We start from the raw sequence: 13,054 nt of genomic DNA, 5'->3' as shown, positions 1-13,054 counted from the left end.
CAAAAGACCCGGGCCGGGGAGTCAGTGTGGCGCGCAGCCGGCCGCAGGGTCACCAAAGATGGCTCAAGAATACCACTTTACCGTAACGGGCGGTGAAACTGCGGTTAAAAAGGGTAGTAGCACTGGTATTTCGTCGGTTGCGTCTCTATAATCTCGCGCAACCTTTTTTCCCCTGGTACTTTTAAGCCGAACCGATCCGGCTGGGACAGCATTTATGAGCGAAAAATACGTCGTAACCTGGGACATGTTGCAACTTCAGGCTCGGAAACTGGCCCAGCGCCTGCTTCCGTCAACGCAGTGGAAAGGTATTATCGCGGTAAGCCGCGGCGGTCTGGTTCCCGCTTCCATCCTGGCGCGTGAATTAAATATCCGCCACGTGGATACGGTGTGCATCTCCAGCTATGACCACCAGCACCAGCGCGCGATGACCGTGCTCAAACGCGCCGAGGGCGATGGCGAAGGCTTTATCGTCATCGACGATCTGGTGGATACCGGCGGTACCGCCAAAGCCATCCGCGACATGTATCCCAAAGCCCATTTCGTCACCATCTTCGCCAAACCTGCCGGCCGGCCGCTGGTGGATGACTATGTGGTGGATATTCCCCAGGATACCTGGATCGAACAGCCCTGGGACATGGCGGTGGCCTTTGTTCCGCCGCTGAGCGAAAAATAAGGGTTCTTTACGTATTTCGCGCCGCCCGATGCTTATTGCGGCTTAATGCGTCCCATGGCGATTTATCGCTTTTCCTTTCTTCGGGCCGCTGACGGCTTGTCCGCTACCCCCCGGAGCGGCAAACCGCAAATATGCCGTATCCTCACGCCCGTTCATGACGGGCGTTTGTTTTTTGGCCGCTAAATGAGTAATCTGGCAGGCATCCTCCCGTCAGCGCGGGACAGAATTCAATAACCTGGCGTATCGGCATGGCTTAGCTGCATGATGGGCATGGCTTAGCGTCAGGGCTTATTGTTATGGCTTAACGGCTTGGCGTAATGGAGAATACAGCTCAATGAGCAGTAGGAATCTGAGCGAGATACTGTTTAAACCTTCCTTTAAACTTCCCGAAACCTCCACGCTGGTGACGCGCGCCCGCCACCCCTCCGGCCAAAAGCCGATGCTCGCCCCCCTGGACGGCGCCAACCCCGGCAACTGGTATCGCATGATCAACCGCCTGTTGTGGATTTGGCGCGGCCTGGATGCCTGGGAAATCGAAGAGACGCTGGCCCGTATCGCCGCCAGCAAGGCCGAACGCACCGATGACCGCCTGCTGGATACCGTCATCGGCTATCGCCCCGGCAACTGGATTTATGAGTGGTCCCACCAGGGCATGACATGGCAGCAGAAGGCCATGGATGAACCGCAGCCGGAGGTGTCCGGCGAGCAATGGCTCAAGGCGGCCAATTTCTACAGTATCGCCGCCTATCCCCATCTGCCGGGGGATCAACTGGCGGAGCAGGCGGAAACCCTCGCCAACCGCGCCTGGGAAGAAGCGGCGAGCCGGCTCAGCTATCAGCTCAAGGCCCTGGCCTTCCCCATCAGCGGCGGCGGCACCCTGACCGGCTTCTTACACCTGCCGTCCGAAGGCAAAGGCCCTTTTCCCACGGTACTGGTGTGCGGCGGGCTGGATATGCTGCAAAACGACACCTATCGCCTGTTTCACGACTACTTCGCCCCGGCGGGCATGGCGATGCTCACCATCGACATGCCCTCCATCGGTTTTTCCTCCAAGTGGAAACTGAGCCAGGATTCCAGCTTTCTCCATCAGCAGGTGCTGAAATCCATGGCGAACATCCCCTGGATAGACTCGCGGCGCGTCACCGCCTTCGGCTTCCGGTTCGGCGCCAATATTGCCGTGCGCCTGGCCTACCTGGAATCCCAGCGCCTGAGCGGAGTGGCCTGTCTTGGCCCGGTGGTGCACGCGCTGCTCACCGACCCCGCCCGGCAAGACCGCGTGCCGGGCATGTATATGGATGTCCTGGCCAGCCGCATCGGCATGGCCAACGTCTCGGACTCGGCGCTGAAAGTCGAGCTCAGCCGCTATTCCCTGAAAACCCAGGGATTGCTGGGCCGCAGATGCCCGACTCCCATGCTGGCGGGCTATTGGGAAAACGATCCCTTCAGCCCGAAGGAAGAGGCGACATTAATTGTTTCCTCCTCGTCATCCGGCACGCTTTTAACGGTGAAATCGGCGCCGGTCTATCAAAATTTCCATCATGCTTTGCTGAATATTCGCGATTGGCTGAAAAAAAACTGAAAATTCTAAGTTGATTAATTCTATTAGTTTGCTAAATAGAGAAGACGGTTATTTTTTTCGCGGTATTAGAGGTTAGAAAGCATGGCTTTAGTCAGTGGACATCCCAAAAGCAGATTAATGAAAGGATTCACCGCGCTCGGTCCCTACATTCGGGAAGGGCAATGCAGCGACGATCATTTTTTCTTTGATTGCCTGGCGGTATGCATCAATATGCAGCCGTCGCCTGAAAAGCGGGAGTTCTATGGCTGGTGGATAGATCTGAACGCCGAAGAAAAACGCTACACCTACACCTACCATTTGGGCCTGTTCGACAAAGAGGGCCACTGGAGCGAGAAAAAAATTAAAGAGCAGGAAGTGTTGGATAAATTGGAAAGCTCGCTGCGGCAGTTTCACACCCGCCTGCGCGCCTACATCGTCTCATTGGACATGACGCTGGAACCGGCGGATTCCTTTAAAGACCATCCCTTCAGCCTGTCTTCCTGACAGCACGCCGGGCCTGCTTTTTATCGCAAATCGCGTTATGCTGACCGGCATAGCGCTTTTTCTTTTTTAAAAAAAGACAGGCAAGGCATTTCAAAATTTATAAACGGTATAAAAATTATGGATGGCAGCCAGACCTTGGTTGTGAAACTGGGCACCAGCGTACTCACCGGCGGCTCGCGCCGACTCAACCGCGCCCATATCGTCGAGCTGGTGCGCCAGTGCGCTCAGCTGCACGGCGCCGGGCACCGCATCGTGATTGTCACCTCGGGGGCCATCGCCGCCGGTCGTGAACATCTGGGCTACCCGGAACTGCCGGCCACCATCGCCTCCAAGCAATTACTGGCCGCCGTCGGCCAAAGCAGCCTGATTCAGCTATGGGAACAATTATTTTCCATTTACGGCATCCATATCGGACAGATGCTGCTCACCCGCGCCGATATGGAAGACCGCGAACGTTTCCTCAACGCCCGCGACACCCTGCGCGCGCTGCTGGACAACCGCATCGTCCCGGTTATCAATGAAAACGACGCGGTGGCCACCGCCGAAATCAAGGTGGGGGACAACGACAACCTCTCGGCCCTGGTGGCGATATTGGCGGATGCCAACAAGCTGCTGCTGCTCACCGACATCGCAGGACTGTATACCGCCGATCCCCGCAACCATCCCGACGCGGAGCTGATTGCCGAAGTCAAAGTCATCAACGACGCCCTGCGCGGCGTGGCCGGCGACAGCGTATCCGGCCTTGGCACCGGCGGCATGGCCACGAAGATCCAGGCGGCCGAAGTGGCCAGCCGGGCCGGAGTGGACGTGGTGATCGCCGCCGGCAACCGGCCCGGCGTTATCGGCGACATGATGGCGGACCTGCCGGTGGGCACCCGCTTCCATGCCCAGGAGATGCCGCTGGAGTCCCGCAAACGCTGGCTGTTCGGGCCGCCGCCGGCTGGGGACATTACCGTCGACGACGGCGCGCTCACCGCCATACTGGAGCGGGGCAGCTCACTGCTGCCCAAAGGCATCAAAGCGGTGGCGGGGGATTTCTCCCGCGGCGTGGTGGTGCGCATCCGCGGACTGAACGGCAAGGACATCGCCCACGGCGTCAGCCGCTACAACAGCGACGCCCTGCGCATGATTGCCGGCCATCACTCCCAGCAGATAAGCGACATCCTCGGCTACGAATACGGCCCGGTGGTGATCCATCGCGACGATATGATTATTTATTAAGGAGTTTCCATGCTCGAGCAAATGGGTAGGGCCGCCAAACAGGCCTCCTGGCAAATTTCAGTGCTCAGCAGCGCTGAAAAGAACCGGGCATTGCTGGCCATCGCCGACCGGCTGGACGCGCAAAGCGAGACCATCCTCCGTGCCAATGCCCTGGACATGGCCGATGCCCGGCAAAACGGCCTGAGCGAAGCGCTGCTGGATCGTTTGCTGCTCACCCCCGCCCGGCTGTCGGCCATTGCCCAAGACGTACGCCAGGTCGCTCTGCTTACCGATCCGGTGGGGCAGGTGATTGACGGGCGTTTGCTGGATAACGGCCTCAAGCTCGAACGCCGCCGGGTGCCGCTGGGGGTAGTGGGGGTTATCTACGAAGCGCGCCCCAACGTCACGGTGGACGTAGCGTCCCTGTGCCTGAAAACCGGCAACGCGGTTATCCTGCGCGGCGGCAAAGAGACTCACCGCACCAATACCGCCACCGTCAGCGTCATCCAGGATGCCCTTGCCGCCTGCAACCTGCCGAAAGAAGCGGTACAGGCCATCGACAACCCCGATCGCGCCCTGGTGGCCGAACTGCTGCGCCTGGACCAGTATGTGGACATGCTGATCCCCCGCGGCGGCGCGGCGCTGCATAAGCTCTGCCGCGAACAGTCCACCATCCCGGTGATAACCGGCGGCATCGGCGTCTGCCATATCTATGCCGACGAGACCATCGACTTCGCCCAGGCGCTAAAGGTGATTGAGAACGCCAAAATACAGCGCCCCAGCGCCTGTAATTCCCTTGAAACCCTCTTGGTACACCAAGGCATTGCTCCGGAGTTCCTGGCCGCCCTGAGCCGCCATATGCATTCTGTGGGCGTACGGTTGCACGCCGATGAACGGGCCATGCCCTATCTGGCGGACGGCCCCGCCACCTGCGTGCCGGTGGAAGAAGCGAATTACCACGACGAATGGCTTTCCCTTGACCTGAACGTCCGGGTGGTCACCGGCTTCGACCAGGCGGTGGAACATATCCGCATTTACGGCACCCAGCACTCCGACGCCATCCTCACCCAATCCCTCAGCGCGGCGGAACATTTTGTGCGGGAAGTGGACTCCTCGGCGGTGTATGTCAACGCCAGCACCCGCTTCACCGACGGCGGCCAGTTCGGCCTCGGCGCGGAAGTGGCGGTAAGCACCCAGAAACTCCATGCCCGCGGCCCGATGGGTTTGGAAGCGCTCACTACTTATAAGTGGATTGGGTACGGGGATAATCTGGTGCGGGGTTGATGATCCGGGCTTCGGTGACTTCTGGAAGCCTTGTTTTTGACGTAACCCTTGCTCTGCATCATCTTGATTAACGCCATGGCCGCCGAATTTCGGCGGCTATGCTTATTTTTCTCTAGCAGTATTCAAGTCTGAAACGTGATTTGCCAGATCAATCCAGCCCGTCATCATAGTCAGCAAAAAGTCCCCTGTGCCGTTCCACAAATTCCAGGGTATTGCCCTCAGGGTCCTCCAGGAAAATCGTGCCGATACCCTGGTCCAGCGGGCCTTTGCTATCCGTCAGCCAGAACACCTCCATGGAAAGGGACATTTGATAAGGTCGCAGGCCTTTCTCCAGCAGATGACGACAGCAGTCGTTGAGGTTCTCCACCTGAAAGGCGATATGACGGGAGGAATCTCTGGGTGCCAGCGGCTTGTCGGTGGGCATCAGGTGCAGGGAAAAGCCGTGGCCGGTGCCCAGCCAGTTGTGTTTGGTCGGGTGACCCTGCATACCGAGGGTATCACGGTAAAACGCCGTCATCTTTGCCATATCAGCCACCGCCAGCGCGGTATGGTGTACGCCTTGTAACTTCATTAACCACCTCTTGGCTGTAAAAAGAAGAACAAAAAGTTGTCAGGTTAATGATAGCGGGTATTGATTGGTTGATTTTTATTAGCAATCTGCTCTTTTTATCAGCATACGGACGCGCGCCTCTTGACTCTTCAACCGCTTTTGCATAACGTGTCCCCCCGTGATTTGCCCCCGCATGACAGCCTTATCATGCCGATATAGCTCAGTTGGTAGAGCAGCGCATTCGTAATGCGAAGGTCGTAGGTTCGACTCCTATTATCGGCACCATTTCAAACTCTTTCCAGGTCTACCCAACTCAACTAAAAGCGCTTATGCTGCGGTTTTCAGCCCGTTTCTTATCTTCCATTATCAACCTGACTCAACCGCGGTCAGTGTCAAGGTTGTTGTCACCCCTGCTTATTTAGGCTGCCTGTTTTTTCCACTCAGGATTGAGTGTCACGGTACTTATGAGTACCCCGTTTTTTCAGGGGGATTACCGTGTCACCACTCCAACGTTCTGGATGCGCTGATTGAACCGCACGGTATGCCTCATCCCGTTTTCTTAGTATCTCCCCGTCATAGCCTCTGTGGAGTAGCGCAGGCGTGACATAGCGTACACTGACACTAGGAGAGGTCAAGGCCCCCCAAGTAAGTCCGTAGCCATGCTACCAGTGTTTCATGTTTGACCCGAACCCCAGATTATCTTTTTCGTCAGAATACATGTCTCATTTGCTACTTATGGTCTGTCGTCTTATAGTCATCATTTGATAATAATTCTATCACGATATGTTAGGACATAAACATGGTCAGAAAATCGAGTGACTCTCTCCGCGTTGTTCTAGCTGAGAACATCAAAAGTTTTCGTAGAAGAAGGGGGCTTTCTCAAGAAGAACTAGCTGAATTATGCAGCTTGCATCGTACATATATTGGTTCTGTAGAGCGCCACGAACGAAATGTAACTCTTAGCACGCTTGAAGTTTTCGCTTTGACTTTGGGCGTGACTGTCCCCGAATTGCTTACCAAGCAAGAAAACCTATCGAATATCTAAATAACTATTAGATGAGAAATCTAAATGAGTATTTCAGAAAAAGAAATTGATGAAATAATTGAGTCCCTTTTGCGAATGACCCCTTCGCAGTTACACTGGGTTAAGTCAGCTATCAAGGCATTCGGTGCAGTTCAAGAATTCGGTCGTGCGCCTGACTCGGATGTAGTAACTGATGCAGTTCTTGCTTCATTTGGTGATCGGTTGTTGAGCCATCATGCAGGAAGTCGTCAGGCGCTAAGTAAAGACCGATTCGAATTCGCTTTTGAGGAGGCGTTGCAAGCCGCTGGTATTCAAGCACAGCTTGTTCAAAGCCGAACTAATCGAGGACACGATATCAATATTGGAGGCATTCCAGTTAGCCTGAAGACTGAAGCTGCTGCTAATATCAAAGACGACTTGATTCATATCAGTAAATGGATGGAATTAGGCAGAGGTGAATGGAAACTATCTTTATTATTGAATTTATTTCTTGAGCATATGCAAAGCTATGATCGCATATTTACCCTCCGTCGCTTGAAGGACGTGGATGATAAAATTCGTTACGAGCTCGTTGAAATTCCTAAAAAACTCATGCTTGAGGCGGCCAATTGTGAGCTCGAGATTCGTACAAACAGCAAGCAAATTCCTCAGCCGGGATATGGATATGTAAGGGATGCCGTGGGAAATCTCAAGTACGAGTTATATTTTGATGGTGGGACTGAACGCAAGCTCCAGATCAAGCACCTGCGTAAAGAACTATGCAAGGTGCATGCGCACTGGATCTTTCAACGCCCGTTTAATAATCTCTTGTGAGCTAATTCGGCATATTCAGCCTTTAGCTCTATCCCGACACAATCTCTACCGAGTTCATTGCAGACAACACCTGTAGTTCCTGAACCAAAGAAGGGGTCTAGAACTCGGCCATTTTCACGTGAACCTGCTGCCACGCATATGCGAACAAGAGCTCTTGGATAAACAGCAAAATGACTGCCAGGGTATGGCTCTGTGTTAATGTTCCATACTGTACGTCGATTCTTAGACTTCTGTTTGGGGTTCACTGCAGGTTCCTTGATTGCATTCCAATCGTAATAATATTTCTCAGATTTAGAAAATAAAAAAACATATTCGTGAGCACGAGTTGGTCGATCTTTAACGCTCTCAGGTTGGCAGTTCGGCTTGTTCCAGATAATGTCCGTTCGAAGGTACCAACCATCCGCTTGAAGGGCAAAAGCTAGTTTCCACGGTACTCCAATTAAATCCTTGGGTTTTAAACCGTCGGGTGTTGGTGCCCGATAATTCATAGCTCGGCCTTTATTCTTTGCGTCTGCATCCCGCCACGTGCGCCCTCCAGAGGTGTAACTATCACCGATATTTAGCCAGAAAGTGCCATCTTCGGCAAGCGTACGCCGTGCTTCGCGAAACAGGAGTACTAGATCGGCGATGTAATCGTCAACAGTAGTTTCTGCTCCTATCTGACCAGGAACTCCGTAATCCCTGAGTCCCCAATAAGGTGGAGAGGTAACAATACAATCGAAATGCTCATCTGGAATCTTTAATAGGAGTTTGCGAGCATCTCCAACCAACAATTCGCAACGATTCGAATTTTTTTTAGACAATTGGGAGTCTAGCACAGCACTTTCATCGTCAAATAAATCAAGCGCTTGGGCTATTTCATCCATATTTGATGCTCCGCGATTTTGTGTTATATACTACTAACTGATTATTATGAAAAATCTGCTACTTATAGTATTCATTTTCCTTCGGTCTCTGTCAAGGGGCAAGACATTCACTGAGAGTAAAAAAGGGGAGCTTCTCGTAACTCCTAAGAGAAGTAGTGACACGATCTCCTCTTGCTAGACATCGTTAACGCCGTGATGTTTTAGGATGCGAGTCCTTCAACGATTGTTCAAGGGAAAATAGCCCCATTAAAAATTTAATTACCTTAAACATACTGATAAACGGTCTAATTTAGAATACACTTTTTGTTTACAAAAGGTGTACTTGCCAAACGGCATAGCTAGTTAGCGTTAAAAACTATATACCAATGCCCCCGAAGATAAAAGGTTCTCATCGCCGAAAAGGATACTGTCTGGTTTTCTGTCTTAGAAGAAATAATAATTAAAAGAGTTGCGGAATCTATGTTTTTTTTAGTGAAGAAAAGTAACTGATTTCCGATTACAGAAAATTTCCCATGTATTATCCTCCTGATATTGCATAAACTTTGTAGTGCTTAAAATTATAGAAAGACATGTTTTTCATTATGCAGAAGGCAACCCCAACCTATCAAAAAAAGCCCTATTACGTTCCCGTGCAGCATTGAGCAGCCGATCGAACGAAATCACCTCTATATAGGCTTTAAAATTGGGGTTATAGCCAAAATAACCCAGGTGGTCACTGGTTGCGGTTAGCCCTAATGTCTTGCATCGCCTTATCACTGACGGGGTCAGGTCGCAGATGGAGTAACAAAAACCGGGAATGTCTTCAGAGTTAGGAATAGGGCGGCCCTTGGCTGTTCGGGCGCCACCTGCACGTATGCGTTCGAGGTAACCGAGTGCTTGCTCGACAGGATCTTTATCGTCGCCGGCTGCGGCATCGTTGCGCATGGGTCGTTTGATCTCAATAATCACGATGGAGGCCAGTGGCACCTGCTGGCCCTCGGAGAAAAGGATGGGCTCATCGTAAACATTCAGCGCACAAATATCGGGTTTTTTGTTCTCCAGGCACTGGGTAATCGGCATAGAGCAAAATGTTTTGTCAGAGGCCAGGAAATCATGAAAAGCCAGTCGCTCATCGATAAGCCAGAGGTTGCAGCTATCAAGATGAACCTCTTCCGACGTTTTACGCAATGGCATGATTAATTCATGGACCAGTTCTTCTTTGATGTATTTGCCATCGGGCCCGCGCTGGATCGCTTTTTCCAAAATATCGAGGACCACTTTGCGATGAAAAACATAATCGGCCAGATTGGATTTTTTGATATCATCCACCTTTTCCAGGTAGCTGGATAGACGAGCTTTGTACCTATCGGGCGATTCGCTTTTACAAAAATTCATCACCTCCTGTCCTTCAGATATTATATCGCTTTCCAGCTCAGCCAGTTGCTTATGGAGCAGTAAATCCAGATCCTTGTCGGAAATATCGGGAGTGATGGTCAATTTTGTTTCATCTATACGCTTTAGTATGGGGCGATAACGTGGTGCTCGCTGAGAGACAAACCGTTCAATTCTGGCCCGTCCTGCCGCCTGCGACACCTTAAGATACTCATTCAGGTATCGCATAGCAGAAGCGATAACAGCATTGCGAATATCGGACATAGTGATTTCCGTTTCAGAGAATAGGTCATCAGTGAATTCCTGAATGTCAAATTCGACACGCTCCGGTCTGGCATGAATGTCAAGGAAAGAAGAGGTAGCGTAGCATGCGTAAACGAAATCACCGTCTTTGTCCTTAATTTTGCCATGCAAGCCCGGTAATTTACCTGCTATATTTTCTTCTTTTACAACTCTGCTTGCGGCACACCAGGCGATAAATGGCGGTTTGGCTAGGCTGGCTTTTAGCTTGAGATGTGTCAGCTCAAATTTTTGTCGTTTTATAGAGATCGTTTCTTTGTTAGACGCTGAAAGTATATATTCCTGATAGACATCATCCAAAAAGATACTTTCACCGTCATCCCGAACAGTAATAGCGGGGGCGCCCCCAGCACGAACAAAATACCAGAGACAATGTTCAAAAAGGCTGTTTGCAATCGTTTGGGCCGTTTTTGGCGAGGTTTCACGGTATTTTTTTTCAAAGCCTGAAAGATGGACGCAGGTTTGCAAGGGGGCATCCTGTGGCGCATCCGTTATCGTCAAACCCAAAACACCCTGCGCTGAGGTAAATGAAAAGGTTCCCTGCTTCATCACACCGGTATCGTCCCGATAATGACTGTTCACCTCGACGGCTTCAAAGGCTTTCAGCCACAGCAAACGCCCGACACCTCGGCATCCTTGCCCCACCTTATAGTCACTGTCTAATGTTTCGAAAGACAGCATATTGCGCGCGTGAAACCCGGCGCCGTTATCATAAATTTTGAAGCCGAATATCGGCTCTTGGGGCGTTGATCCGCGTTTGGATTGGCTGCCACTGAACGCCAATGAAGTTTGCGGCATCCGGATGATGTCGATAACAATTTTTCCGTAAGCCGGGGTGCCGCTGACCTCAGCGATAGCATGGATGGAATTGACCACCGCTTCAAACAGCGGCATTAGGCTTTGGCTCAGAGGTAGTGTTGTGTTACGAAGCCTTCCCGGTAAAGAGGTATTCATGCCCATCGCTAGACTCCCTGCTATCTGTGTGTTTTAACTTTTTTTGACTTCTTGTGCATAGGGGTGTTAATGATTGAACCGGTGTTATATGAGCAAACGCATTCTTTTTCATCTGTACTGTTGCGGGAAGGGATTTTACAGCCGGTAACGCTATGGTCGTTAAACGGGCGGCTTTAATCTCGCTGTTTTTGATGGCGACCGCTTCCTTAGCAATGGTTAGTAGACCATTAAACAATTCTTCTCTCATTTTGTTGCTTTGTTGAAATGATTATTGCAGGGCTAATAATCGATGACATCATGGCATTAACATTCCATCATTGCCTATCAATATTAACCCTGCGAATTACCTCATCACCTATTTACTCACACCAGCAATTCCGTATCAATTATCAATTGCCCGTTTTTTACCGTCACGGTCACCTGCTTACCGGTGGTAAAACCGCACTGGTGCAGCCAGCGGCCTTTTAGAATCAATGCCGGCGCAGCATTGGGCATACCGCCATTTGGAACGTAGCTAACAGTATAATAACGGGTATCAACTTTTTCTTGGGTTGAGCGGGGTTCTGACTTAATATGCTTTTTAGCCATGGTAACTACCTTGTATAGTTGCTGATGGTGAGCGGCGGTAGGGCGCTTCAACGCCTTATCGTCGCGTTAATATAGTACTCACTTCATTTATAGCCCTATTAAGAATCAAATGCTTTACGGACTTTGTTAATAACAATACGTAAGCGCTAATTCGCCAAAACTAAATAACCAGGATTATACTGGATACTTTATCAGTGAGATGAAGGAAAATCCACCAAAAAAATAAATTAATAACTCAGCATAATAACGATGATATATAGTTAACCATGACGTGGTGATTATTGTTAATGTGAATTTATAAGTGATGATACTGAACGGATATAAAGGCATGTCGAGGACCATCCCCATCCTTCTTTTAAAGTCAACAATCATAATCAGCGAATAAAAAAATGCCTAACTTAGCCGCTGCCAAAAAGTTTTTTTTCGCCTATGCTGTTGCCGAAGTTTAATCTGATACTCCTGCCAAGAGGGCAGGGGATCATAGCGTTCTATCTCTGCATCCAGCCGGGCCAGCTGTCGATAGTAATCTTCCGCGTGGTGATAGGCTTTGCTGCGCCCGGACGCAAGAATGTCCTCTAACAGCAACCGATAGCACGCCGCCTCGGCCAGGTGTTCTTGTGCCTGATGGAATACCTCTGCCCAATTAAGCAGCGTGCCGTAAAAAACGTTCAGTTGCGCAATATGCGTGAGAAGCCGCTCTTTTGCTTCTGTTATCCCATGACAGGCGATCAGCGTATCGATACGTAATTGAAGATTAGGTATTTTAAAGGCGTTTATAATAGCCTGTGCTTCCATTACCGGTTTTTCATTTTCCGGCAATATCTCCAGCAATGCCTCTAGGCGCAGATGGTCGGGGGACAGTTGGTAGGCTTCACGCCGCAGTTTCAGTAATTCCTGATGACGGCCAAGCAACGCATAAGTAGCATCCAGTAAGCTTAGCCTTTCAGCTTCAGAGCGAGTATCCCATGTTTCCTGCAGCCACTTCAACGCGGATTCGCCATCATTTACGCTGAGACAAAACTCGATAATACTTTGTTTTTGCGATTCATCTGGTTTTGGCAACTGATTAATACAGAACGCTCGAACATATTGGCATCCCCCAAGGCTTGCGCCGCTGCTTTTATACCTAGCGCTGCCTTGACCGCCCCGTAGTTGTCACCTCGTTTAGAGGGCGCCGCCTGCTTGAACGCATTTTCAAAAAGCCCGGATATTTGCAGCAACTCATCTTTTGTTAACAGGCCACCGCTTTTGGCGATTAAGCCATCCCAAACGGCGTAACCATTGTCGTTATCGCAAATGGTCAATTATAAATCTTAACTTACGCGCCCAGTCACGTAAGCTTCAATGCGAAACGTGCCGCAAATTTGAT

General features: G+C 50.9%; 14 protein-coding genes and 1 tRNA gene. 8 read left to right on the top strand and 7 right to left on the bottom strand.

What is annotated here, in order from left to right; genetic code table 11:
- Positions 1-214: 214 nt before the first annotated feature.
- The 5 genes from gpt (at position 215) to proA (ending at position 5,219) form a co-directional block, all read left to right on the top strand.
- A complete protein-coding gene (gene gpt / locus ACL2XO_RS21395) occupies positions 215-673 on the top strand; it encodes a xanthine phosphoribosyltransferase (protein WP_413725383.1) in 459 nt (152 codons plus the stop codon).
- A 334-nt stretch (positions 674-1,007) separates the two neighbouring features.
- Positions 1,008-2,252: an esterase FrsA gene (gene frsA, locus ACL2XO_RS21390; RefSeq protein ID WP_413741486.1), complete on the top strand. Its 1,245-nt coding sequence runs from the start codon at positions 1,008-1,010 to the stop codon at positions 2,250-2,252.
- An 81-nt stretch (positions 2,253-2,333) separates the two neighbouring features.
- Complete coding sequence (gene crl / locus ACL2XO_RS21385; RefSeq protein ID WP_132926302.1) at positions 2,334-2,735, top strand: sigma factor-binding protein Crl; 402 nt, start codon at positions 2,334-2,336, stop codon at positions 2,733-2,735.
- 117 nt (positions 2,736-2,852) lie between these two features.
- Positions 2,853-3,956, top strand: a complete 1,104-nt coding sequence (proB, locus tag ACL2XO_RS21380) for a glutamate 5-kinase (protein WP_203524782.1) — start codon at positions 2,853-2,855, stop codon at positions 3,954-3,956.
- Positions 3,957-3,965: 9 nt separating this feature from the next.
- Entirely contained in the window at positions 3,966-5,219 is a 1,254-nt protein-coding gene (gene proA, locus ACL2XO_RS21375) for a glutamate-5-semialdehyde dehydrogenase (RefSeq protein WP_413741485.1), read from the top strand.
- 148 nt (positions 5,220-5,367) lie between these two features.
- On the opposite strand, the gene ACL2XO_RS21370 is transcribed toward proA, so the two are convergent.
- A complete protein-coding gene (locus ACL2XO_RS21370; RefSeq protein ID WP_413741484.1) occupies positions 5,368-5,790 on the bottom strand; it encodes a VOC family protein in 423 nt (140 codons plus the stop codon).
- 188 nt (positions 5,791-5,978) lie between these two features.
- On the opposite strand from ACL2XO_RS21370, the gene ACL2XO_RS21365 reads away from it, so the two are divergent.
- The 3 genes from ACL2XO_RS21365 to ACL2XO_RS21355 all read left to right on the top strand — a co-directional run bounded on the left by ACL2XO_RS21365 (position 5,979) and on the right by ACL2XO_RS21355 (position 7,606).
- Positions 5,979-6,054, top strand: a tRNA-Thr gene (locus ACL2XO_RS21365).
- 514 nt (positions 6,055-6,568) lie between these two features.
- Positions 6,569-6,814 carry a helix-turn-helix domain-containing protein gene (locus ACL2XO_RS21360; protein WP_413741483.1) on the top strand — a complete coding sequence of 82 codons (246 nt, stop codon included), beginning with the start codon at positions 6,569-6,571 and terminating at the stop codon, positions 6,812-6,814.
- A gap of 24 nt (positions 6,815-6,838) precedes the next feature.
- Positions 6,839-7,606: a hypothetical protein gene (locus tag ACL2XO_RS21355; RefSeq protein ID WP_413741482.1), complete on the top strand. Its 768-nt coding sequence runs from the start codon at positions 6,839-6,841 to the stop codon at positions 7,604-7,606.
- Here ACL2XO_RS21355 and ACL2XO_RS21350 read toward each other — a convergent pair.
- The 6 genes from ACL2XO_RS21350 to ACL2XO_RS21325 form a co-directional block, all read right to left on the bottom strand.
- Positions 7,579-8,472 (bottom strand): DNA-methyltransferase, encoded by an 894-nt coding sequence (locus ACL2XO_RS21350; protein ID WP_413741481.1) that lies wholly within the window; start codon positions 8,470-8,472, stop codon positions 7,579-7,581. The two genes, ACL2XO_RS21355 and ACL2XO_RS21350, sit on opposite strands and share 28 nt — an antisense overlap.
- 579 nt (positions 8,473-9,051) lie before the next feature.
- A complete protein-coding gene (locus tag ACL2XO_RS21345) occupies positions 9,052-11,103 on the bottom strand; it encodes an ATP-binding protein (protein ID WP_413741480.1) in 2,052 nt (683 codons plus the stop codon).
- A complete protein-coding gene (locus ACL2XO_RS21340; RefSeq protein WP_413741479.1) occupies positions 11,066-11,344 on the bottom strand; it encodes a hypothetical protein in 279 nt (92 codons plus the stop codon). Before ACL2XO_RS21340 ends, ACL2XO_RS21345 begins: the two co-directional genes overlap by 38 nt.
- Positions 11,345-11,460: 116 nt before the next feature.
- Positions 11,461-11,685 carry a SymE family type I addiction module toxin gene (locus ACL2XO_RS21335; RefSeq protein ID WP_413741478.1) on the bottom strand — a complete coding sequence of 75 codons (225 nt, stop codon included), beginning with the start codon at positions 11,683-11,685 and terminating at the stop codon, positions 11,461-11,463.
- Positions 11,686-12,078: 393 nt separating this feature from the next.
- A complete protein-coding gene (locus ACL2XO_RS21330; RefSeq protein ID WP_413741477.1) occupies positions 12,079-12,747 on the bottom strand; it encodes a DUF6880 family protein in 669 nt (222 codons plus the stop codon).
- Positions 12,690-12,989 carry a hypothetical protein gene (locus tag ACL2XO_RS21325; RefSeq protein WP_413741476.1) on the bottom strand — a complete coding sequence of 100 codons (300 nt, stop codon included), beginning with the start codon at positions 12,987-12,989 and terminating at the stop codon, positions 12,690-12,692. The genes ACL2XO_RS21330 and ACL2XO_RS21325 overlap by 58 nt, the downstream gene beginning before the upstream one ends.
- Between the last annotated feature and the right edge of the window lie 65 nt (positions 12,990-13,054).

The organism is Sodalis sp. RH15 (genome assembly GCF_047324255.1).
In the GTDB taxonomy this organism is placed as follows: domain Bacteria; phylum Pseudomonadota; class Gammaproteobacteria; order Enterobacterales; family Enterobacteriaceae; genus Acerihabitans; species Acerihabitans ligni.
Note: the sequence above shows the minus strand (reverse complement) of the source record. Positions and strands in the feature narration are given on the sequence as shown.